Consider the following 22816-nt stretch of genomic DNA (forward strand, 5'->3'; position numbering starts at 1 on the left):
TTTGTACAGAATATCCGAAGTGTAAGTGATAATTTTAGATTATACCTTGACCTTAAATACATCGCGCGCTCAAAATGTTGGCAATATTTTACAAAGGCAGTTTTAGAACTGAGTAGTTGAAATGAGCCAACAAGACGACATCGAATACCAATTGGATACGCTAGCAATTCGCACAGGTCATAATCGTAGTTTTGAGGGTGAGCATAGTGAACCAATTTTCTTGACCTCATCTTTTGTCTGTGAAAATGCTGCTGATGCGGCGGCGAAATTTTCAGGTGAGATTGAAGGAAATACTTATTCACGTTATACCAATCCAACGGTACAAGCTTTTGAAAAACGCCTTGCGATCTTAGATGGTGCTGAACGAGCAGTTGCAACCAGTTCAGGTATGGCGGCAGTGCACGCAGTATGTATGGCATATTTAAAAGCAGGTGATCATGTTATTTGCTCACGTGCGGTCTTTGGCTCAATTATTTCTTTATTTGAAAAATATGTTGTTAAATTTGCTGTCGACGTCACTTTTGTTGACTTAGAAGATTTAGATGCTTGGAAACAAGCGATTCGTCCAAATACGCGTTTATTGTTTATTGAAACACCGTCTAATCCATTGGCTCAAGTGGGTGATATGCAAGCGATTGCAGATATTGCCCATGCGCATGGTGCTTTATTTGCAGTTGATAATACTTTCTGTACACCTGTGCTACAGCAACCCATCAAATTTGGTGCGGACTTGATTGTGTACTCATCGACAAAATATATCGATGGTCAAGGTCGTGCATTGGGTGGTGCTGTTGTTGGTAAGAATAAACTGGTTGAAGAAATCAATGGTGTTATTCGTACTCTAGGTAATTCGATGAGTCCGTTTAATGCTTGGGTTTTCTTAAAAGGTTTAGAAACCTTAAGTTTGCGTATGAAGGCACATTGTGAAAGCGCACAAAAATTAGCAGAATGGCTGGATCAACATGAAAAAGTTGAAAAAGTTTATTATGCAGGTTTACCACATCATGCAGGACATGAATTGGCGAAAAAACAACAATCAGGTTTTGGTGGTGTAGTTTCCTTTGTGGTGAAAGGTGCTCGTCAAGGTGCTTGGACGGTGATTGACCATACACGTTTCTTATCCATTACCAGTAATTTAGGTGATGTAAAATCGACGATTACCCATCCTGCGACGACTTCACACGGTAGAATGTCAGCTGAAGCTAAACAGGCTGCGGGAATTGAAGAAGGTTTAATTCGAGTATCTGTTGGTTTAGAAAATATCGAAGATATTATTGGTGATCTTTCACATGGTTTAGATTTAATTTAATCAAATAATCTATTTATCTAAGTCATTATTTAACAATTGCGCTAGGTTTGGATCGTTTTTGTTTTAAACCTAGATTACAATGTTTGCCAAATTTAGGATTTTGTTCGGAGAATTTTATGAATATTAATATGCTGATGCAACAAGCGCAACGCATGCAAAAAGACATGGAAAGCAATGTTAAAAAAGCAAAAGAACAACTTGCACAAACTGAAGTTCAAGCTGAAGCTGGTGGCGGTTTGGTGAAAGTCACCATGACTTGCCGTAACGTGGTTAAACGTATCGAAATTAGCCCAGATTTGTTGCAAGACGATCCAGATATGATCGAAGATTTGATTGCTGCTGCAATGAATGATGCAGCACGTCAAGCAGAAGTCATTTCTGAAGCGAAAATGAAAGAAGCAAACTCTGGTATGGGATTACCACCGGGTTTATCAGGTTTGTTTTAAGGATTAACAGGTGTTTAGCGACCGTTTTGATCAGCTTGTACAAGCCTTGCGAATCTTACCCAGTGTTGGGCCAAAGTCAGCTCAACGTATGGCATTACATTTGATTATGAAAAATAAGGAAGGCGCGATTGGCTTAGCGCATGCGCTGAATGAGGCAACTTCCTATATTCATGAATGTAGTCTTTGTCATTCACTGACTGAAAATGAAGTCTGTGATATTTGTTGTTCAAACGATCGTGATGATCAGTTGCTTTGCGTGGTTGAGTCCCCCGCAGATGTGATGGCAATTGAGCAAAGCGGTAGCTTTAGAGGTAAATATCATGTACTTGGTGGACATTTGTCTCCTTTAGATGGTATTGGCCCTGAAGAGATTGGTATTCCATATTTGGTTCAACGCTTGAGCGATGGTAAAATTTCAGAAGTGATTTTAGCAACCAATGCTACAGTAGAAGGGCAAGCGACTGCACATTATTTGGTTGAGGCAACTAAGCATTTGTCTTTACAAATGACGCGTATCGCCCAAGGTGTACCACAGGGTGGTGAGTTGGAATATGTGGATAGTCATACGCTTAGCCAAGCTGTACATAATCGAATGCGTATGAAATAACAAGTCAAGAAAACGACTTAAGGGTTTGTTGATCTTTTAGATAGGTTTGCGATAATGCAATTGGTCTGAAATGATGAACAAATCCTTTTTTATTAAAAAATATTTACATTTGTTCAAAAGTTTTATGTAGACTCAAAAATGCAATTTAAGAAATGCTTATATTCATCATTTTTATAAAAAATTTTTATTTTAGTAAGTTGTAAAAACTATATATAAATTAGTTATACAATGTTAATTTTGTTGAAAAATAAGATATTTATGGAGAATTAGTTGAAAAATCTTATATTTAAATTTTATATATTCAGGTAAAATCATATTTTATTTAAATGTAACATTTTGACACAAACTGACATGTTTCAATTTATCAATCAACAGGCTGAACTCGAAAATGTGTTGGATTTAATGCAACACACCTCGACTTATGGCCTAGACACTGAATTTATAAAAGTCGATACGCTTTGGCCTAAACTCGGTGTGTTTCAAATCAATGTCAATGGTCAAGTGTTTCTGCTCGACGGTACAACTTTAGATTTACACAATTTTTGGAACAAACTTTTTCATGCAAGGCAGAATATTTTTCATGCATGTGGTGAAGATATTGACCTCATTTATCATTATTCAGATAAGAAAAATTTAGAAAATGTGTTTGATACACAAGTTGCATTGTCCTTCCTTGGGCATGGTTTGCAAGTGAGTTATCAAAATGCATTGAAATTGATTCTCGATATCGATATTGATAAAGATCAGACGCGTTCAGACTGGCTTGCACGTCCGCTGACCAACGAGCAAATGAATTATGCGGCCAATGATGTGTTGTATATTATGCATTTGGCTGAAAAGGTGAAGTCTGAATTAGCTGAGAAAAATTTATATCAGCAAGTCATTGAGGATTGTCAGAATTTAACTTTTGAAATTGCTTTAGAAACACCTAAAGAAAAGCTGTATAGCGATATTGGAAATTATCGACATTCACGTAAACAGTTGATGCAACTACAGCAATTGAGTGTTTGGCGTGAAGAAATGGTAAAAGCGCTCAATCAGCCTCGAAGCTTTATTCTTAAAAGTTCGACCATGATCGATTTGGTTGAAATGAATCCTAAGAACAATTTCCAATTGTCACACGTAAAAGGTATTCGACCGAATATTGTACGTGAACATGGCAAGACCATTTTAGATTTATTGAAGTTCTTACCTGAAGTTGACGAATGGCCGCTGCGTATAGCGCGTCCAATTAAGCACTCATCAAAAGGTGTGACACTTGAAGTGGATGAATTGATTTCAAATATTTCTTTAGAGACACAAGTCCCGAAAGAAGTACTTATGCGTAAAAAATGGCTAAATGCACTCTATCATCATGTGGTATTTAAAGGTGATGAACAGGATTTACCGCGTTATTTATTGGGTTGGCGTTATGATTTATTGACGCAGCCACTGGTTCGTATGTTACATAATGATCTAAATTATTTAAGTACGCAAATGAAGGTAAATGACTAATTTCTAAATTATTTATCATAGAATTTTTAGCAAGATCTGGTTTGATAATAGAAATTTTAGGTTGATCAAATATTTAACAATTGATCATAAATAACGACTGATGCGTTAGTTTTCGATACTGTATCTGTCGTTTTTTTCATGTATGCTGTGATATGAGTTTTATTGAAGCTGTTGTTTAAAATGCATTGTGATATTTATAAATCGAGCAAAAAAGATGAAATGTATCTTTATGTGGCTCGTCCAAATCATCCAAATGAAGATGAAAATGCGGATCCTTTAGCGGTCTTGTCTGAACCTTTGCGTGCTGCTTTTGGTCGTGCAACCCATGTCATGCATCTTGAATTAAATGAAAATAAAAAATTAGCACGTGTAAATGTGTTACATGTTTTAGATTCATTAAACACAAAAGGCTTCTTTATTCAAATGCCGCCAGAGGGCTTAATTAACCCAAATGCGGTTGAACCAGAGGGACTACGTGGTGCTTGAACAGTTATCAGGAATATGGGCAAATTTCTTACACCTATTTGATTCTATACCAGAAGATAATATTGCGATCTCAGTCTATGTTCTTGGGACAGTTTTGATTTTATGGTGTTGGTATTCGATTGCAAAACGTTTACCTTCACCACTTGGCGGTATTACATGGATCATTGTATTTGCAATTATTGCAACCCCAACAATTTCTGAAGGACCTAACTCCGAAGTTGCACCTGCAATTTTTGGATTGTTATTTGGTATTTTAACCAAAGATTCTCCTTTAATTTGGTCAAATCTCGCATTGATTGTATTTGTGATTGGTGTCGGTTTGATTGTTGGATTCTGTTGGTCTAAATACAAAGCCAATAAAAGTACGAAACAAAGCACTGTAGCAAAAAATATTTCACCACTTTAAATAAAAAATAAAGGTTATTTATGTCTGTAGATTCTCAACAATTCACAGGTACTGAGCAATATATTGCGACTGATAGTTTAAAACTTGCTGTAAAAGCAGCTCGTGCATTACAAAAGCCATTATTGGTGAAAGGTGAGCCGGGCACAGGGAAAACCTTGCTTGCAGAACAAGTCGCAGAAAGTTTGGGCTTAAAACTGATTACTTGGCACATTAAATCTACAACCAAAGCACAGCAAGGTTTGTATGAGTATGATGCTGTTTCACGCTTACGTGATAGTCAGCTTGGTGATGATCGTGTTTACGATATTAAAAACTATATCAAGCCGGGTAAACTGTGGGATGCATTTACCAGTGAGGAACGTTGTGTTTTATTGATTGATGAAATTGATAAAGCAGACATCGAATTTCCAAATGATTTGTTGCATGAATTAGACAAAATGTCTTTCTTCGTTTATGAAACAGATGAAACGATTACAGCGACACAGCGTCCGATCGTGATTATTACTTCAAATAATGAAAAAGAGCTTCCGGATGCATTCTTGCGTCGTTGTTTCTTCCATTATATTGAATTCCCTGATGAAGCAACCATGCGTGAAATTATCGCAGTACATTTCCCTAATATTTCAGGGACTTTGGTTTCAGAAGCTTTACAAGTCTTCTTTAAATTACGTCAAGTTCCGGGCTTAAAAAAACCACCGTCAACATCTGAGTTGATTGATTGGTTAAGCTTACTTATGGCAGATGATATGCCAGAAGATGTATTGCGTAATCACGATAAATCAAAAGCGATTCCACCACTGTATGGCGCACTCATCAAAAATGAGCAAGATGTGCAATTGCTTGAGCGCTTAGCCTTTATGTCACGTCGTTAATAGGGAGATCGCAACATGTTTGTGCGATTATTTTATACCCTGAGAAAATACGGTGTACCTGTTTCGACACGTGAATTGATTGATTTAAATCAGGCGGTCAGTGAAGGTCTTGTTTTTGCAGATCAAGATGATTTCTATCAATTGGTGAAAACGGTGATGGTCAAAGATGAAAGATTCTTTGATAAATTTGACCGTGCCATGAAAGATTATTTCGAAGGTATTCATACTTTTGATATAGATGATTTACTCAATAAAGTTCAAAAACTACCTAAAGATTGGTTTGATTTAGAACTGCTTGAAAAGCATTTAACACCTGAGCAGCGTGCAGAATTGATGAAAGCAGGTTCGCTTGAAGAATTGATGAAAATGTTGGAAGAACGCTTGCGTGAACAGCATAAAAAACATCAAGGTGGTAATCGAATGGTAGGTACTGGCGGAACATCTCCGTTTGGTGCTTTTGGTGACCATCCTGAAGGTGTTCGGATTGGTGGGCCAGGTCGTAAAAAATCTGCTGTAAAGGTTTGGGAACAGCGTAAATATCAAAACCTCGATGATGAGCAAATTTTAGGTACACGCCAAATGCAAATGGCTTTGCGTCGTTTGCGTAAATTTGCTCGTCAGGGTGCGGCTGAAGAGCTTGATATTAACGGTACAATTTATGAAACGGCAAAGCAGGGCATTTTAGATGTTCAAATGGTGCCTGAGCGTCGTAATCGTATCAAAGTTTTAATGTTGTTCGATGTGGGGGGGTCTATGGATTCACACATTGCACAATGTGAAAAGTTATTTAGTGCTGCTAAAACAGAGTTTAAAACTTTAGAATATTTTTATTTTCATAACTGTTTATATGACTATGTTTGGAAAGACAATCATCGTCGTTCTTCAACTCGTATGAACACATGGGATCTATTTAACACCTATGGTAAAGACTATCGTGTCATTGTGGTTGGTGATGCGAGTATGGCACCTTATGAGTTAAAGTCAGTCGGTGGTTCTGTTGAATATATGAATGAAGAAGCAGGCGATGTTTGGTTACGTCGTTTACGTAATCATTTTGAAAAAACAGCGTGGTTAAATCCTGAAGAACAAGGATATTGGCACTATACGCAAACGATTAATATGATTAAGCAAATATTTGACGATCATATGTTTCCAATGACCTTAAAAGGCATTGAAGATATGACCAAGTATTTATCTCGTTAAATAAGCAAATCATATTTATTCAATTAGTCAAAAGCTGAGTTGAGTCGTTTTAGAATTCAACCTGTAATTTTTAAATGAGGGAATGAAATGAATCATCACATCAAGGGTGTTGCTCTACCGAATGAAGACGGATTTTTTGGTGAATATGGCGGTCAGTTTATTCCTCCTCATTTAAAACAAGCCATGGACGAGATAAATGTGGCTTATGAAGAGATTCGTAAGACACCTGAATTTCAAAATGAATTAGCAGACTTATTTACGCATTATGTTGGTCGTCCAAGTCCTTTATTTCATGCTAAACGCCTTTCAGATCAATTGGGCGGTGCGCAGATTTATCTGAAACGTGAAGATCTAAATCACACAGGTGCACATAAAATTAACCATTGTCTAGGTGAGGCTTTACTTGCCAAGTATATGGGGAAAACCAAGGTCATTGCTGAAACTGGTGCAGGCCAGCATGGCGTGGCTTTGGCAACAGCATGTGCATTGGTCGGTATTCCATGTGAAATTCATATGGGGCAAGTAGATATCGAAAAAGAACACCCAAATGTCGTGAAAATGAAGATTTTGGGTGCAAAACTGGTTGCGGTAACTCAAGGTACAGCGACACTGAAAGATGCAGTAGACAGCGCTTTTGAAGAGTATTTAAAAGATCCTGAAAATTACATCTATGCCATCGGTTCAGTCGTGGGTCCTCATCCTTTTCCGAAAATGGTTCGTGATTTCCAATCGATTATTGGGAATGAAATCAAAGTCCAAACTCAAGATCGTTTTGGTGCTCAACCTGATTATGTTGTGGCCTGTGTGGGCGGTGGTTCAAATGCGATAGGTGCATTTACAGCATTTTTAAGTGATGAAGCTGTCAAGTTAGTTGGTGTAGAGCCTGCGGGTCATGGTCTAGACACAGATATGCATTCTGCGACATTAACATTGGGCAAGCCAAGTCAAATTCACGGTATGGCATGTTATGTCCTTGAAAATGAGCAGGGTGAACCTTTACCCGTACATTCTATTGCTTCAGGTTTAGACTATCCAGGTGTTGGCCCTCAACACAGCTTCTTGAAAGATATTGGACGTGTTGAATATGCAACAGCAACAGACCAAGAGTGTTTAGATGCTTTTATGACACTGTCTCGCGTAGAGGGTATCGTTCCAGCATTGGAAAGTTCACATGCGGTAGCATGGGCAATTCGTGAAGCACCAAAAATGGATAAAGGCATTAAAATTGTTGTGAATTTATCAGGTCGTGGTGATAAAGATGCTGATTATGTCGCTGGAAAATTGGGTTTAAATTGATCCAATAGTTTCTTATTAAATCGGTATTTTAATATGATTAAAATACCGATGAGATATTCTTATTCAAAATTCAAAATTCAAAATTCAAAATTCAAAATTCAAAATTCAAAATTCAAAATTCAAAATTCAAAATTCAAAATTCAAAATTCAAAATTCAAAATTCAAAATTCAAAATTCAAAATTAGCCTGAGATATATTGTTGTAGTTGTTCAATCAGTTTTCTTTGATCTTCCATTGTTGCTTTGACTAAATCGCCAATAGAGATAAATCCAACTAGTTTTTCACCTTCCATCACAGGTAAATGGCGTAAATGACCATCGGTCATCAGGTTTAGACACTCTTCTACCGTGTGGCTTGGCATCACTGAAATGACTTTAGGTGTCATAATTTCTGCAACAGTGGTATGGTCTGAAGTACGTTGCATCAAGGCGATTTTACGGGTGTAATCACGTTCAGATAAAATTCCAACGACTTTCGAATCTTGAGTGACAACCAGTGCACCAATCCCTTTATTTGCCATCAGCGTAATTGCTGCTAATACCGTGGCAGTGGGTGAAATGGTATGAATCTCTTGTCCAGCTTTGTCTTGGATCACTTGTGCTACTGTCGTCATAATTATTCTTCCTTTTCGTTGATGCTTATACTGCATCCTTTTAACTTAACTGTATTTTTAAAGATTGCAAATACTTTGCAGTCAAAAATATAACAATAAAATTTTACAGTTGCTTTAAAACTCCAAAACTGTTTTGAAATTAAACGGCTTGAAATTGAATATTGTTGTTAAAAAAGAAATGATGCATTTGAGTTGTTGAAAGTTTAAATTTACGTGATGATGAATTAAACAATGCAGGCTTAACATTCAAACGCTTTAATGTCGGTAGCAATGATTCTTCAAAATCTTTAGGGGTGATTTTTCGAGGTGTATAATGTGGCCAATGAATTTTTGCATATTGAAATGCTTGAACTGAATTGAGCCAAAAGGGAAAGAAGACTTCATTTTGATCAGACTTCATTGCCCAACCTTCGTGGTAAAGTCCCCATAATACGCCACAATACATTAATGATTTTAGAACCGAAATTTTAAGAAACAACTCATTTGAGATGGGTTGAAGGTGTATATATTTTTTCATGATTTACAATCGTGTCTATCGCACCCACCATTCTAAAGGAAATTCGGCTCAGAACCGCGTACACTTTGTATTGAATCGTAAGAATTTATTAAAATCAGTTGAAAAATAAATCATTAAAAAACAGGTATTAAAAAACGCCACCGAGGTGACGTTTAATTAGGCTTGCATCGTGGCCATCTTTTGCCAGTACTGCGCTTTAAGTGAATCTCGTTCTACGCGGAAACCTTGGAAATAAAGTTCTGCAAGAAACATTGCTGCTTTACCATGTCCAGCTTTTGCTGCATCTTCTAACGCTTTTACCGCATCTACAAAGTTCATTTCACATTGAATTGTATTTACTGCATTTGCATAAACATGTTCTAAGTCTTGATGAGAGATTTGATGAATCATATATAACTCCTTATTGTAATTATGATCTTTAACTTGGCTCCCCAACGGAACCTATACTTAACTAATCTAACTTAACTTTATTAAACTAATATTACAATTTACTTCACTTGTCAAGTAATTTACAAAAGGTACTTGACGAACACATGATTACATGATTAAACATTAATCAGAAATAATATTTATTAAAATTAATATGAGAATTATGACAAAGGGAGAACAACATGACAAATGTAATAGATGGATTTACTTTTGATGTACCTCCAGCTGAATCTCAAATCGTTGAATTAGCTCAGTATCATCGTAAACAGTTGGACGAAGCAATTTATCATCAAGAAATACATCTAGGTGATTATTGTTTGGCACAACGGAAACGCGTGTACGATTATACCAAAGATTTGAATCCAACGCAAAAGGCGGGGTTTTATCGCATATATGACGGCGAATTAAGAAGACTTGCAGACGATGATGATTTGCATCCTGCGCATGCAGAAAGTGGGGTCGGGGTATTCGCTGTAAGCATTGTGCTGATCATTATTGCGGTTATTTTATATTTCGCATTTCTGAGAGCAGTTATTTAGTTGGGATTCAATTGGAAAATTTCTAAATCACAAAAACCTTATTCAATTTTATGTGAATAAGGTTTTTTCTGTGCAGCCTAAATTTTCAGCACAATGGTTGAAAAAGTTAGAAATTGAATGTGTATTTCATCAAACAAAAACTGAGCTGTTTGAAAATGTTATACAGTGCAAAGCTAAGAAAGCGCTATATTTTTCGGTTAAGGATGATTAAACTATCGAGAGTTAGAGGTAGTTCATGCGCAAATTCAAAGCTTATTTTCAAAAATTGTATTCTTCATTTCCTATGGAAAATATCTTGAATTATTGCATTATCAGTATGATTTCTATCATTTTGATCGTTGCAGCTTTGGCTTTGCTTCGACCGATTAATTCTGAACAATATCGTTTAGTGGCACAATATTCAAAACAGGCGACATGCCCCAAAACACAAAAAATAGCAGTTCAATTGCAGCATCAAGAGCGCATTAAAAGAATAGAATATCTGCGATTGCTACGGGCTTATCATTTTGAAAATAGCCATGTTAAAAAATATCCCGCAGTAGATATCACTGATCCAGAATAAAAAGTGTGCTTTATTTGGAAGGTCTGATTGTGGTTTTAATGATCAAATTAGGTGTATCAGGTTGAATCCTTTGAGCTGAGTTTATGTTGCTATTTAACATATTTTTCAACGCCTTTTCATCCAGCTGATTCGCAACAATCACTAAAGTTAGGCGGTCAGCATGTAAGTTTTTTTGAATGGCATGTTGCAATTGCTGTGTTGTTATCTCGCTTAGCTGTTTTTGATATTGGCTGAGATAGTCTGCGGGAAGTTGATAAAACCCAATTGCTGCAATTTGTGCATTAATGTTGGCATTTGAGCTGAAAGTCATAGGGAAAGAACGTAGCATTCCTTCTTTTGTTTCTTCAAGTTGCTTGTTCGAGATTGGTTTTTTTATAAAATCGTTTAATGCTTGGTGAGCAACACGAATACTGTCCATCAACTGATTTTGTTCTGTTGCATAGCTCAAACTAAATAAACCTTGTGCAGCAGTCGACGTGAGCGTGCTATAAGCGCCGTAGGTATAACCACGTTTTACTCGTAATTCTTTCATGAGTATAGAATTAAAGCCATTGCCCCCAAACATCTGGTTTGCAACTTCTAAGGCAACTCGATCTGGATCATTACGCTTGATCGCCAAGTGTCCCATTGTTACATGAGCTTGGGTTGAGTGGTATGGAATATATTGAATATTAAAATCTTTTTGATCTTGTGGTTGTGGAAGTGTTTCTGCTGCTTGACCTTGAGTCAGATTCTGACTGATTAAGTTAGAAATGTGTGTCGCTTCGGCATTGGTTAAATTACCTGTAATTGCAATATTCATATTTTGTGCAACGAGTAATTTATCCCGAAATGCTCGTAACAATTCAGGGGTAATTTTTTGAATACTCCCATTGGTTCCTACTGTCGGTTCAGCATATGGATGTTGTCCATACAAAGCGCGATAAAATTTTATTCCCATCAATCGGCTAGGATTTTCTTGGAGCTGTTTTTGTCCCACTTTGGTGTTATTGAGTGCAAGATTTAAACCAGATGCTTTGAATTGAGAATGGTTGAGTACATGCAGCATCATGTTGATGGCAGGATTGAGTTTTTCAGGATCGGATAAAACTCTGAGTTTAACGATGAACATATCACGATAAGCATTGACATTAAATTGAGCGCCAAGACCTTCAAATGTAGAGACAATTTCTTTGGCAGAATACTGTTCTGTACCTTCTGTTATGAGTTTTGCAGCCATATTTGACATCCCAAACAATCCTTTTCCGAGCGTTTCATCTTGCGCTGAACCTGCATTAAAGGTGAGTTGAATATCTACGATGGGTAAATCTTGCGCAGCGACAAATAATGTGCGGACATTTTGAGTATTTTGTAAATCTTGTACAAATGGCGCTTGATCGTATTGTTGTTCACCAAGATCTTTGAGACTTTGTAATGTTGAAATGGCTTTTAAATGTGTCTCAGACAGAGGCGTTAAAGCGCCTTCATGTTCATTAGGTGATATGTCAGCATGGTTTAGTGTAGGACACAGTAAAAGACTGAGTAAAAGTAATGGTTTTTTTAAGGATATTCTGAATAAACGCATTGTCATCATCCTATTTATCTTTTGGTGTTTCTGGCGTCAAATACAAACTACTGAGGTTTTCTTTGACGAAGTAAATATTGGCAATACGTTGTAAGTCTTGCGGTGTGACCGTGTCGTAATGTTTAGGTAATTCATCAATAAGGCGAAAACTTAAGCCATTCACCTCAAGTTTACCGATCATATTGGCTTGCCCACCGATATCATCTTGGCTATAGATTAGATTTGAAATGAAGTTGTTTTTAACGCGATCGAGTTCAGTTTGATTGACCAATTCGGTTTTAAATAAATTCATTTCTTTTTCAATAGCAGTTTTTGCTTCTTCCAAAGATACACCTTCACTGGGTAATGCTGAGATCATAAATAAGCTATCACCGCGATTATAAGGTTCATAACTCACACTAATTGCAGTTAAAACCCTTTTATCTCGAACTAAGCGGTCTTGGAGTCGTGCAGAAATACTTCCATCCAATAAGGATTGAATAATGGTTAATGCATAAGCATCTTGTGGATTTTTCGCTGTTGCAATAGAATGAACGTTCCAAGCCATAAATAAATTCGGGACTTGGACTGGAAGTTCAATTTCCATATGGCGATAACCCACACGATCAAATTCAAGCACATCATTTCGGTCGAGGAGTTGTTTTTTAGGAAGAGCTGCAAAATACTTTTCAACTTGTTTTAAAGCTTGTTCGGCATTGACATCACCGACAATCACCAATGTTGCATTATTGGGGGTGTACCATGTTTGATACCAATGTTTTAAGTCATCTACTTGAATATTTTTCAAATTTTTCATAAAACCAATCACAGGTTGACGATGATGACTGGTTGGATAAGCAATCCATTTAAAGCGTTCATACGCTAAGTTTCGAGGATTATCGTCTGTTCTTTGACGTCTTTCCTCCATAACAACCTTAATTTCAGGTTCAAAATCTTGTTGTTTCAATACAAGATTTTTCATGCGATCTGCTTCTAATTCTAGTGCTAAAGGAAAATACTTTTTAGGATAAAGTTGATAATAATTGGTGTAATTATTATAGGTCGTCGCATTGGTAGATCCACCATAAAGCCTACTCAGGCGATTAAATTCATCATCTGGAACTTTTTGCGTGCCTTTAAACATCATGTGTTCAAGCACATGAGAAATGCCGAGTACATTGCCCGACTCATCACTACTACCCACACCATACCAAATTTGTGTCATGACAATCGGCGAACGATGATCCTCACGAATGATGACTTTTAAACCATTTTTTAATGTTGTTTCAAAGGTGGTTCTTGCCAATTGGCTTTGTGTTTGAGCATGTATCTGACTCGTCCAAACACCGAGCGATGCAAAGAGAATAGAGCTGATCAAGGTTTTATTTTGTTGCATAGGTCTGATGAATTTCGCTTTGAAAATACGCACAAATCGCCTAGATATTCTTTTAAAATTTAGAACTATTCTTAAAAAATTAACCATTTAAAGCAAGTGTTTCATGTTGCTTTTTGGTTCGAGTGCTTTAAAGCCAGTGAAACGCTAAAAATCGGTGTAATTTATGCTAAACTCTTTCTTTTTTAACGCTATGCTTTTCAAGGAATCGGCATGCAAGAACAGCAAAATAAATTCTTGATTGATGCGGATATCGGGGATGACGATGTCACTTTACCTAGTTTACCAGCCGTTGATGTGCCTATTATTGAAAATAATAAAATAGAAGCCGCTCCAACTCATACCCAAGAACCTGTAAATACTACTGAACAAGTCGCTCAAGTTGAAGAAACAAGCAAAGGTGGTTTCTTTAGCCGAATGAAAGAAGGCCTAACCAAATCGCGCAAGAATTTTGCAGATGGTATGGTTAATATTTTGATCGGTGGTAAAGAAATTGATGATGAGCTGTTAGAAGAAGTTGAAGAACAACTTTTAGTTGCTGATATTGGTGTCGATGCAACGAAAACCATTATTGCAAATTTGACTGAGCGTACAGCACGTGGCGATTTGATCTATTCACATTCACTGTACAAAGCATTGCAAGAAGAGTTGGTTGCATTGCTTGCACCACGTGTCAAGCCATTACATATTGACCCAAATAAAAACCCATTTGTGATTTTAGTGGTTGGTGTGAATGGTGTGGGTAAAACCACGACCATTGGTAAGTTAGCTAAACGTTTGCAAGGTGAAGGCAAAAAAGTCATGCTTGCTGCGGGTGATACTTTCCGTGCTGCTGCGACAGAACAGCTTCAAATTTGGGGTGAACGGAATAATATTGCTGTTGTGGCGCAAGGTCATGGTGCAGATAGTGCTTCGGTTATTTTTGATGCATTTGAAAGTGCACGTGCCAAAGGTGTTGATGTACTCATTGCAGATACAGCAGGGCGTTTGCATAACAAAAGTAACTTAATGCAAGAGTTGACCAAAGTTAAACGTGTAATGCAAAAAATTGATGCAACAGCACCGCATGAAATTATGTTGGTTGTTGATGCAGGGACAGGGCAAAACGCGATTAATCAAGTTGAGACTTTTGATGAAGCTGTTGGTTTGACAGGTCTGACCATTACCAAACTGGATGGTACTGCGAAAGGTGGGGTGTTATTTAATATCGCTAGCCGTACTCATGTGCCAATTCGCTTTATTGGTGTGGGTGAGAAAATCGATGATTTACGTCCATTCTCTGCTAAAGCATTTGTTGCTGCATTATTTGAAACTGATAAATAATCTTAGATTTTTATTTTTGTAAATCAGTTTTTATAAATAGGTCATTGAATAAATGGCCTATTTTTTTATGGAAATTTTGTATGATGCGTATTTTTATGCTGTTTTGAGTTTATTGGCAAAAAACTAAAAATATTCATATTTAGACTTGCTATACCTATTATTGTTCTAAAAATAGAACACATTGTTATTGATTTAAGGCTGACGTGAAGCTTTGAGATCACCTAAACTGTGACCATCTTAAAGAACACGACCAAAAATGGTCAGCGAAGGATTACAACCATGTCATTTTTAAATCAAATCAAGCAACGTCGTACCATTTATGCGATTGGTAAAAATGTAAGCTTAAGTCAAGCTAAAATAGAAGAAATTATCAAAGAAGCAGTAAAACAAAGTCCATCATCATTTAACTCGCAATCTTCACGTGCAGTGATTTTATTTGGTGATTCACATGTGAAGTTTTGGACGATCGTTTTAGAAACGTTGCGTAAAATTGTTCCTGCAGAAGCATTTGAAGGTACAAGTGCAAAAATTAACAGTTTTATTGCAGGCGCAGGCTCAGTATTGTTTTATGAAGATATGGCTGTGATCAAAGGTTTACAAGAGCAGTTTGCTTTGTATGCAGATAACTTCCCAGTTTGGTCTGAGCATTCTACCGCAATTGCGCAGTTTGCAACGTGGACAGCGTTGTCAGAAGCGGGTATTGGTGCGTCATTACAGCATTATAATCCGATTGTAGATGAAGAAGTTGCAGAAGTGTTTGGTGTACCTGCAGATTGGAAACTTCGTGCACAGTTGGTATTTGGTTCAATTGAAGCGCCTGCTGGCGAAAAAACATTTATTGATGATGCAACACGTTTTAAAACGTTTAACTAATTTCAAGATTGGTTTAAACCCCAAATAGAGCACTTCGGTGCTCTTTTTTTGTTTTGTATGTTGTATGAGATCGGAATTCGAAACCATTCAATATTCATTTGTCATAAAACTGTCATCACGACATTGCATAGTGCTTTAAATTTTACAGTTTTTTGACAAAAGAGTAGAACAACATGGCATTTAAATATGGCGTTGCTGCATTAGGTTTAATGCTTAGTGGATCAGTTTTTGCAGCAGTGACGATTTCTGCACCTGAGGAAATTGTGTTACTTGCGGTGAATGATCAAGAAGTGAATGCAGGATTATTCCGCTCAAAAAACAATGAATATAAAGTTGATGCAGGGACGGTAGATTTGAGTGTGCGCTATCAACAGTATTTTGAGCATTTAAATGGCGAACATGACATTTTAAAATCGGGTGTTGTGACGATTAAAGCGCCTCATTTGAAGGATGGTCAAACTTATAAATTGGCTTTGGTCAATGCACCTAAAAGTTTTGATGATGCTAAAAAGTATGCAGAGCAGCCTACAGTTGCAATCTATGACCGTAATAATCAATTATTGGTACAGCAAACAGGTGCGAATAATGAGCAAAAACCGTGGTTAAGCACTGGTGTTTTTGGAAAAGTTGTTGATTTGACTTCACGTAATAAAACGCCAAGTAATCAACCAGCAGCAGTATATGCAACTGCAAATACTACAGCTCCAGTTACGATGGTAAATTCTGTATCAACAAATAGCTCAAACGTTGTTTCTAGTACGAACTCAACAGATCAACAATTGATTCAAATGTGGCAAAAAGCGTCTAAGGCAGAACGTCAAAAGTTTATGACGTGGTTGGCCGAGCAATAATTTAGAAATTTGAAGAGTTCAACTTTAAAGACCATTTGATGGTCTTTTTTTTGTAACTCAGAAATGTTGATGCAGGCTATGCTTTGATTTTTTAAAACTGTTATATTTGTTGTACTTCATTATTAAATCCATATAGAAAAATAACTCAATGAACCATTTCAAATTTAAATTTGCACAAAGTGCGGATATTACAAAGCTTGTGGATTTAGTTAACTCCGCATATCGGCAACAACATGGCAATAGTTGGACCAGTGAAGCTGAAATCGTCACAGGGCAACGCATAAATACCTCACAGCTTGAACATGCATTATCTCAAGACAACTTCCAATTATGGATTGCTATACAGGATGGGGAAACCGTTGCTTGTATCGGTTTAACGTTTAATAAGCATGATATAGAAATCGGTACATTTTGCATTGCACCACATTTGCAAAATCAAGGTATAGGTAAACAGGTTTTAGATTTTGCTGAAAATTATGTAAGACAACAGATTGCATTAAAGCATCAATATTTAAATGACTTTGTGATGTGGGTGTTAAATGTAAGAACTGAACTGATTGCGTATTATGAACGCCGTGGTTATGTGCAGACAGGTGTGATTGATGATTATCCTTTAGATGCTGATGTTGGAAAACCGATGGTTGATTTGCATTTGGTTGAGATGCGAAAAGGGATTCATGAATGATCTAAACTATTTTCTGAGCGCATAATAAGAAAAACCCTGAATTCATCAGGGTTTTTTATTTCTTTAGCTTAGGTCAAGAACCAAGTGTAATAGCCCCAAAGCATGAGTGGCCATGCAATATAAGGGCTAAACAGCCATTTCCAAACCCAAAACTGTGGCAGAAATCCTACACCGTGAATGAATCCACCTGAAATACCAATCATCACCATCATCAATGCACTATGATTATAGTGACCATTGACATCCAGCATCATGGCAGGGTGAATTAATAAAACACTTGCAAGCGGCAATGCCATCAAAAATGAAATGGCCATCGCAATTTTGTTCGGCTTGTTTTCTTCTGTTGTCATTGCAATTTCTGTCATGGTTTATTCCTCATCCAAATCTTGATGATGTTCGATGTAAAGTGCGCTTAAAACACCTGCAAAGCACGCCATCAAAACCCCAAGAATCCAAGCAAAATACCACATCGCTTATTCTCCAATGCTATTAATTAGGTGATGACACAGCCTTAGTACAGGCTGTGTGAATTGTCCTGAATGTGTTTGTTGGTAATCACGCCCCACATTTTGTAATAACACCAAGTGGTATACGCCAAAATAAGTGGAACAAAAATAGAAGCAACAACGGTCATTACGGTTAGGGTATTCTTACTTGAAACAGCATCCCACATGGTCAAACTGACTGTTGGGTTAATGCTAGAAGGCATTAAGAATGGGAATAGCGCAAAGCCTGCAGTTAAGATCGAGCCAGTTACAGCTAAAGTAGAGCCTGCGAAGCTAATTCCAGCCTTATTCTTTCCTGCACCCAAGATAATCATGATTGCACCTAAAATCGCAGCAATTGGAGCAAGCATGGTGATTGGGTAAGTTGAATAGTTATTCATCCAACCTGGGTTCATATCGGTGAGGACTTGTTTCGCTAATGGGTTGGCAACACCATTGGTATTATAAGGTGTAACGAGGGTATAACCTTGAATACCACCAAAATATAACCATGCACCAGCACCTAAGAAACAAACCAAGAATATAATGCCCATCAACTGTGTTGCTTTAGCAGAGCGTTGACGTAAGTCACCATCTGTACGCAACATTAACCATGCACCACCGTGTGCACAAAGCATAGACAAGCTCACTAGACCACAAACCAATGCAAATGGATTGAGTAGGGCAAAAAAGCTACCTGTATAAGTTGAACGTACAGTTTCATCCAAAGTAAAAGGTACACCTAAAAACATATTACCAAATGCAACGCCGAAAACTAATGCAGGCACAGCACCACCGATGCATAAACCCCAGTCCCATGATGTACGCCATTGGGTATTGGTCAGTTTAGAACGGTAGTCAAAACCCACTGGTCTGAGAAACAGTGCGAATAGGACCAAGAGTAGCGCCCAATACATACCCGAGAAGGCAGTCGCATAAACCATTGGCCACGCAGCAAATAGCGCACCACCAGCAGTCACAAACCAAACTTGGTTGCCTTCCCAGTGAGGTGCAATGGTATTGATGGCTGCACGACGTTCATCGTCAGTTTTACCTACAAATGGCATGAGCGCCATAGAGCCCATGTCGAAACCATCGGTTAGGGCGAAACCAATCAACAAGACCCCAACCAATACCCACCAGATGATTTTGAGAAGTTCATATTCGATCATGATTGAGTCTCCCCAGCGTGATTTGCATTCGTGTTCACTTCAAGTTTTTCGAAATGGTATTTACCGGTATGTAAAGAACTTGGCCCTAAACGAGAGAATTTGATCATTAAATACATCTCAATAATCAGCAATACTGTATAAAATGCAGCTAGTGCAATGATAGAACCCCAAACATCACCTGTACTTAAACTCGATGCAGAGAGATGGGTAGGAAGTACTTCACCAATCGTCCATGGTTGACGACCACCTTCAGCAACGTACCAACCTGTTTGAGCAGCAATCCACGGTAATGGTAATCCAAACAATGCAAATTTGAGTAACCACGGTTTGTTTTCAGCATTGCGTTTAGCTACGGCAAATGTGGCTAAGATAAACAGCAATAACATCAGAAAACCAGAAGCAACCATTGCGCGGAATGACCAGAATAAGCTTGCTACATGAGGAATCGTGTCTTTAGTTGCAGATTTAATCTGTGCTTCAGTCGCATCTGTAACATTTGGTGTATATTTTTTCAGAAGTAGGCCATAACCTAAGTCTTTTTGATTTTCTTTAAATGATGCCATCAGTTCAGGAGAACGATCGCCTGCACGAAGTTTTTCAAGTTCGCTATATGCCACCATACCATTACGGATACGAGCCTCATGCTGAACCATCAAATCTTTTAAGCCAGTCACTTGTTTATCAACCGAGCGTGTTGCAATAATCCCCATCGCATAAGGAATTTTAATTGCATAGTCAGTACGTTGTTCCTCTTGGTTTGGAATACCAAACAACGTGAATGATGCAGGTGCAGGGTGTGTTTCCCATTCAGATTCAATCGCGGCTAATTTAGTTTTTTGAACATCACCAAGTTCATAACCTGATTCATCACCTAGTAAAATAACCGATAATGTCGACGCTAAACCGAAGATTGCAGCAATTGCAAAAGAACGACGAGCGAATGGCAAATCACGTTTTTTCAATAAATAATAACTAGAAATTGCCAAAACAAAGATTGCACCAGTGACATAACCCGCAGAAACCGTGTGTACAAATTTCACTTGAGCCACTGGGTTGAAGATTAAAGCACCGAAATCGACAAGCTCCATACGCATGGTTTCAAAATTAAATTCTGAACCCACAGGATTTTGCATCCAACCATTGGCAACTAAGATCCATAAAGCAGATAAATTAGAACCAATTGCAACTAACCATGTCACACTTAAGTGTTGAACTTTTGAAAGGCGATCCCAGCCAAAGAAGAATAAACCGATAAAAGTTGATTCAAGGAAAAAAGCCATTAATCCTTCAATAGCGAGTGGCGCACCGAAAATATCACCTACATAGTGTGAATAGTACGCCCAGTTTGTACCAAACTGGAATTCCATGGTTAGACCAGTGGTTACCCCTAAGGCAAAGTTAATACCGAAGAGTTTTCCCCAGAACTTGGTCATATCTTTATAAATTTCTTTACCTGAAATCACATAAGTGGTTTCCATGATGGCAAGAATAAAAGCTAAACCGAGTGTCAGTGGTACAAAAATAAAGTGATACATCGCGGTCATTGCAAATTGGAACCGCGAAAGATCGACCACGCTTTCAGAAATCATCAACGTGTCTCCTTGGTTTGAGAAGGACTGCCAGCGATACGCTCAGCAACTTGATTGTCAAAATTTTTAGGAATTGTCGGTGCATCAAACCAGATATGTTTGATCGTCATTAAAAGCACAATCTTAATTATTAATATGATTGTTATTTCTCTGACGAGGCGACGATTTAAATCATTTGATTTTAAGCTCATGATTAAAGCCTATAATTTAATTACTTTTATATTATTAAACAAAACACTACATAAAATAAATAGAAAATACATTTAAAATAAAAATATATTATTAAATATAATAAAAACAATAATTTATAAAATTAACATGTTAAAAAATAAACTAAAAATATTTAAAATAAAAGTTGATTAAAATAGTCGTGTTTAAGGAAATTAAAACCAACTAAAATGGTCATGTTTAAATATTAAATTCCTACTAATTTGGTTTGAATTAATATTTAAGAATTTTTAAAATAAAAATGGAGTAAAATTAATCATAGTAAAATGGTTGGTTTAAAAGCTAAATTAAAAAATAAATTCGAATAAATGCATAAGATTATTCATTTAACCAGTTAAGTAGGGGGGATTTATTCTGTTGAATTGATGAATGAGAAATATTGTAACTATATGGTTTTGATATTGGGGATAGAGTGAGGAAGGTGAAATTAAAACAAATGCTGAATGGTTAAATTGACACAATAATACGTTCATTTGAATATTTAATTTGTTTAATAAAAGCAAAATTAATCAAAGGTTCATGATTTTTTGATACGTGGCTTTTAAGCTATATAAAAGCTAAGTTATTCATTTTAATTATGATAAATTTTACATAATTTAGTGTTGATTTTTTTGTAGGATGCATAGTGCTTAGATTTGACTATAAGGCTATTTTTACAATACAAATATCAATAATACATGATGGAACATGACTCCATAAAAAGGAAAAAATGATGGTTTTGAAAACCCCTGAACCTATTTGCCTTGCGGAAGTGATCACGAATATGCTTCGTGGTAAATGGGCAGTACATATTTTACATATTCTAAAATTGCATGATGCATTGAACTTCAATAGCCTTCATCGCAGTATTCCTGGTATCTCGTCAAAAGTTTTAAATGAGCAGCTCGGTTATTTAATCACTGCTGGTGTTTTACAGCGCGTTCCTACCCATAATCCTCGGCAAGAAGTGATCTATTCTTTTACAGAGCAAGGGCAGGAATTACGTGTTGTATTGGATGTTTTAGATGAATTGGCGGGGCGTTGGCAAACACCTAAGAACACTTTGGAAGTTGCTGAATATACGCAACTTTAACGTGAATCTTTAAGGTATTGTGTTTATTCAATTTATTGATATAAAAGCTAATATCTGTTTTGTGCTCATTATTTTTTGCAATGGTTACAAATTTGTATGTAGTTTACGATTTGGACGATCTCAAGCATAATCTAATTTGCTATCAATCCTTTACTGGGTCTAGCGATGTTTTAAATGACTTACTGAAAATTCAAAGAGTGTGCGATCTGTTTAGATACCAATACACTCAATCAATTGATAGGAAATCACATGATGCAAAAAATAAATGTATTTACACATATCACCTTAGGCCTAGTCATGGCATTGAGTTCTGCTACCAGCCAAGCAGGTACTTCATTATCAAAGAAAGATGCAAAAGAGTTGGCTCAATATAGAGAGGCTGAACGCATTGGTAATGAACATCTGGTTAAATTTGATACTTTAGATTTTGATGTTTACAGTAATCAAAAGTGGGATCGTTTTAAAGAAAGCCATGCTGCTAACATTCGTGTGCATTATCCTGATGGTAGTACAACAGTCGGTATTCCAGATCATATTGTAGAATTAAAAAAAATGTTCGTTTTTGCACCTGATACTAAAATTAAAACACATCCCGTGCGTATCGCCTCTGGTGAATGGACCAGTGTGATTGGTGAAATGGAAGGGACGTTTAGTCAGCCGATGCCTATTGGCAATGGAAAGACCATACCGCCTACAGGTAAAGCATTTAAGTTAAAAATGGTGACAGTGGGTCATTGGAAAAATGGCACGATGGATGAAGAGTATTTGTTTTGGGATAACCAATCCTTCATGCAACAAATTGGCTTAGGACAATAAGCCTAAA

Annotated in this window: 27 protein-coding genes; 17 read left to right on the forward strand and 10 right to left on the reverse strand. The window is 37.0% G+C overall.

The genetic code is table 11. From position 1 onward, the window contains the following. Window positions 1-121: 121 nt before the first annotated feature. From ACY45D_RS08355 to trpB, 9 genes are all read left to right on the forward strand, one after another. The gene (locus ACY45D_RS08355) at window positions 122-1309 is read left to right on the forward strand and encodes an O-succinylhomoserine sulfhydrylase (protein ID WP_463109269.1); all 1188 of its coding nucleotides are present in this window, start codon (window positions 122-124) and stop codon (window positions 1307-1309) included. Window positions 1310-1425: 116 nt separating this feature from the next. Further along, complete coding sequence (locus tag ACY45D_RS08360) at window positions 1426-1755, forward strand: YbaB/EbfC family nucleoid-associated protein (protein ID WP_010114606.1); 330 nt, start codon at window positions 1426-1428, stop codon at window positions 1753-1755. A 10-nt stretch (window positions 1756-1765) separates the two neighbouring features. Next, on the forward strand, window positions 1766-2362 hold the full coding sequence (recR, locus tag ACY45D_RS08365; protein WP_463109270.1) for a recombination mediator RecR: 597 nt from the start codon (window positions 1766-1768) through the stop codon (window positions 2360-2362). Window positions 2363-2713: 351 nt separating this feature from the next. Further along, window positions 2714-3856 carry a ribonuclease D gene (locus tag ACY45D_RS08370; protein ID WP_463109271.1) on the forward strand — a complete coding sequence of 381 codons (1143 nt, stop codon included), beginning with the start codon at window positions 2714-2716 and terminating at the stop codon, window positions 3854-3856. Between the two features lie 180 nt (window positions 3857-4036). Beyond that, window positions 4037-4342 carry a YcgL domain-containing protein gene (locus tag ACY45D_RS08375; protein WP_120385030.1) on the forward strand — a complete coding sequence of 102 codons (306 nt, stop codon included), beginning with the start codon at window positions 4037-4039 and terminating at the stop codon, window positions 4340-4342. Then, window positions 4335-4748 (forward strand): hypothetical protein, encoded by a 414-nt coding sequence (locus ACY45D_RS08380; RefSeq protein WP_463109272.1) that lies wholly within the window; start codon window positions 4335-4337, stop codon window positions 4746-4748. Before ACY45D_RS08375 ends, ACY45D_RS08380 begins: the two co-directional genes overlap by 8 nt. A gap of 20 nt (window positions 4749-4768) precedes the next feature. After that, a complete protein-coding gene (locus ACY45D_RS08385) occupies window positions 4769-5620 on the forward strand; it encodes an AAA family ATPase (protein WP_463109273.1) in 852 nt (283 codons plus the stop codon). A gap of 15 nt (window positions 5621-5635) precedes the next feature. Next, complete coding sequence (locus tag ACY45D_RS08390; protein WP_463109274.1) at window positions 5636-6823, forward strand: vWA domain-containing protein; 1188 nt, start codon at window positions 5636-5638, stop codon at window positions 6821-6823. An 87-nt stretch (window positions 6824-6910) separates the two neighbouring features. Beyond that, the gene (gene trpB, locus ACY45D_RS08395) at window positions 6911-8119 is read left to right on the forward strand and encodes a tryptophan synthase subunit beta (protein ID WP_463109275.1); all 1209 of its coding nucleotides are present in this window, start codon (window positions 6911-6913) and stop codon (window positions 8117-8119) included. A 181-nt stretch (window positions 8120-8300) separates the two neighbouring features. On the opposite strand, the gene ACY45D_RS08400 is transcribed toward trpB, so the two are convergent. The 3 genes from ACY45D_RS08400 to ACY45D_RS08410 form a co-directional block, all read right to left on the reverse strand. Continuing rightward, window positions 8301-8732 (reverse strand): CBS domain-containing protein, encoded by a 432-nt coding sequence (locus tag ACY45D_RS08400; protein WP_463109276.1) that lies wholly within the window; start codon window positions 8730-8732, stop codon window positions 8301-8303. A 139-nt stretch (window positions 8733-8871) separates the two neighbouring features. Next, window positions 8872-9249, reverse strand: coding sequence for a DUF2750 domain-containing protein (locus tag ACY45D_RS08405; RefSeq protein WP_463109277.1), 378 nt, complete (start codon window positions 9247-9249; stop codon window positions 8872-8874). A gap of 156 nt (window positions 9250-9405) precedes the next feature. Then, entirely contained in the window at window positions 9406-9639 is a 234-nt protein-coding gene (locus ACY45D_RS08410; RefSeq protein WP_463109278.1) for a hypothetical protein, read from the reverse strand. A gap of 221 nt (window positions 9640-9860) precedes the next feature. On the opposite strand from ACY45D_RS08410, the gene ACY45D_RS08415 reads away from it, so the two are divergent. Together ACY45D_RS08415 and ACY45D_RS08420 are read left to right on the forward strand one after the other, a co-directional pair. Beyond that, complete coding sequence (locus ACY45D_RS08415; protein ID WP_120385038.1) at window positions 9861-10217, forward strand: hypothetical protein; 357 nt, start codon at window positions 9861-9863, stop codon at window positions 10215-10217. A 235-nt stretch (window positions 10218-10452) separates the two neighbouring features. Further along, the gene (locus tag ACY45D_RS08420) at window positions 10453-10779 is read left to right on the forward strand and encodes a hypothetical protein (RefSeq protein ID WP_463109279.1); all 327 of its coding nucleotides are present in this window, start codon (window positions 10453-10455) and stop codon (window positions 10777-10779) included. A 10-nt stretch (window positions 10780-10789) separates the two neighbouring features. On the opposite strand, the gene ACY45D_RS08425 is transcribed toward ACY45D_RS08420, so the two are convergent. Together ACY45D_RS08425 and ACY45D_RS08430 are read right to left on the reverse strand one after the other, a co-directional pair. Next, entirely contained in the window at window positions 10790-12343 is a 1554-nt protein-coding gene (locus tag ACY45D_RS08425) for a M16 family metallopeptidase (RefSeq protein ID WP_463109280.1), read from the reverse strand. 10 nt (window positions 12344-12353) lie between these two features. Further along, window positions 12354-13718 carry a M16 family metallopeptidase gene (locus ACY45D_RS08430; RefSeq protein WP_463109462.1) on the reverse strand — a complete coding sequence of 455 codons (1365 nt, stop codon included), beginning with the start codon at window positions 13716-13718 and terminating at the stop codon, window positions 12354-12356. 210 nt (window positions 13719-13928) lie between these two features. Here ACY45D_RS08430 and ftsY point away from each other — a divergent pair, with 210 nt between their 5' ends. From ftsY to ACY45D_RS08450, 4 genes are all read left to right on the forward strand, one after another. Further along, the gene (gene ftsY / locus ACY45D_RS08435; protein ID WP_463109281.1) at window positions 13929-15038 is read left to right on the forward strand and encodes a signal recognition particle-docking protein FtsY; all 1110 of its coding nucleotides are present in this window, start codon (window positions 13929-13931) and stop codon (window positions 15036-15038) included. A gap of 279 nt (window positions 15039-15317) precedes the next feature. Then, on the forward strand, window positions 15318-15911 hold the full coding sequence (locus tag ACY45D_RS08440; protein ID WP_463109282.1) for a nitroreductase family protein: 594 nt from the start codon (window positions 15318-15320) through the stop codon (window positions 15909-15911). Window positions 15912-16084: 173 nt separating this feature from the next. Next, window positions 16085-16762, forward strand: a complete 678-nt coding sequence (locus tag ACY45D_RS08445) for a YccT family protein (protein ID WP_463109283.1) — start codon at window positions 16085-16087, stop codon at window positions 16760-16762. 148 nt (window positions 16763-16910) lie between these two features. Further along, a complete protein-coding gene (locus tag ACY45D_RS08450; RefSeq protein WP_463109284.1) occupies window positions 16911-17447 on the forward strand; it encodes a GNAT family N-acetyltransferase in 537 nt (178 codons plus the stop codon). A 68-nt stretch (window positions 17448-17515) separates the two neighbouring features. Here ACY45D_RS08450 and ACY45D_RS08455 read toward each other — a convergent pair whose 3' ends face one another. Genes ACY45D_RS08455 through cydP form a run of 5 tightly spaced genes read right to left on the reverse strand, consistent with a single transcriptional unit; the run spans window position 17516 to window position 20884 of the window. After that, window positions 17516-17812, reverse strand: coding sequence for a cyd operon YbgE family protein (locus ACY45D_RS08455; protein WP_089604078.1), 297 nt, complete (start codon window positions 17810-17812; stop codon window positions 17516-17518). Window positions 17813-17815: 3 nt separating this feature from the next. Next, a complete protein-coding gene (cydX, locus tag ACY45D_RS08460) occupies window positions 17816-17917 on the reverse strand; it encodes a cytochrome bd-I oxidase subunit CydX (protein WP_004653762.1) in 102 nt (33 codons plus the stop codon). 41 nt (window positions 17918-17958) lie between these two features. Further along, window positions 17959-19104 (reverse strand): cytochrome d ubiquinol oxidase subunit II, encoded by a 1146-nt coding sequence (gene cydB, locus ACY45D_RS08465; RefSeq protein WP_463109285.1) that lies wholly within the window; start codon window positions 19102-19104, stop codon window positions 17959-17961. Further along, the gene (locus ACY45D_RS08470; RefSeq protein ID WP_463109286.1) at window positions 19101-20693 is read right to left on the reverse strand and encodes a cytochrome ubiquinol oxidase subunit I; all 1593 of its coding nucleotides are present in this window, start codon (window positions 20691-20693) and stop codon (window positions 19101-19103) included. Before ACY45D_RS08470 ends, cydB begins: the two co-directional genes overlap by 4 nt. Beyond that, window positions 20693-20884: a cytochrome oxidase putative small subunit CydP gene (cydP, locus tag ACY45D_RS08475; protein WP_120383533.1), complete on the reverse strand. Its 192-nt coding sequence runs from the start codon at window positions 20882-20884 to the stop codon at window positions 20693-20695. The genes ACY45D_RS08470 and cydP overlap by 1 nt, the downstream gene beginning before the upstream one ends. Window positions 20885-21633: 749 nt before the next feature. On the opposite strand from cydP, the gene ACY45D_RS08480 reads away from it, so the two are divergent. Further along, entirely contained in the window at window positions 21634-21993 is a 360-nt protein-coding gene (locus ACY45D_RS08480) for a winged helix-turn-helix transcriptional regulator (RefSeq protein ID WP_463109287.1), read from the forward strand. A 249-nt stretch (window positions 21994-22242) separates the two neighbouring features. Continuing rightward, complete coding sequence (locus tag ACY45D_RS08485; protein WP_463109288.1) at window positions 22243-22809, forward strand: ester cyclase; 567 nt, start codon at window positions 22243-22245, stop codon at window positions 22807-22809. Window positions 22810-22816: the final 7 nt, after the last annotated feature.

The organism is Acinetobacter sp. BZX-2 (assembly GCF_055179795.1).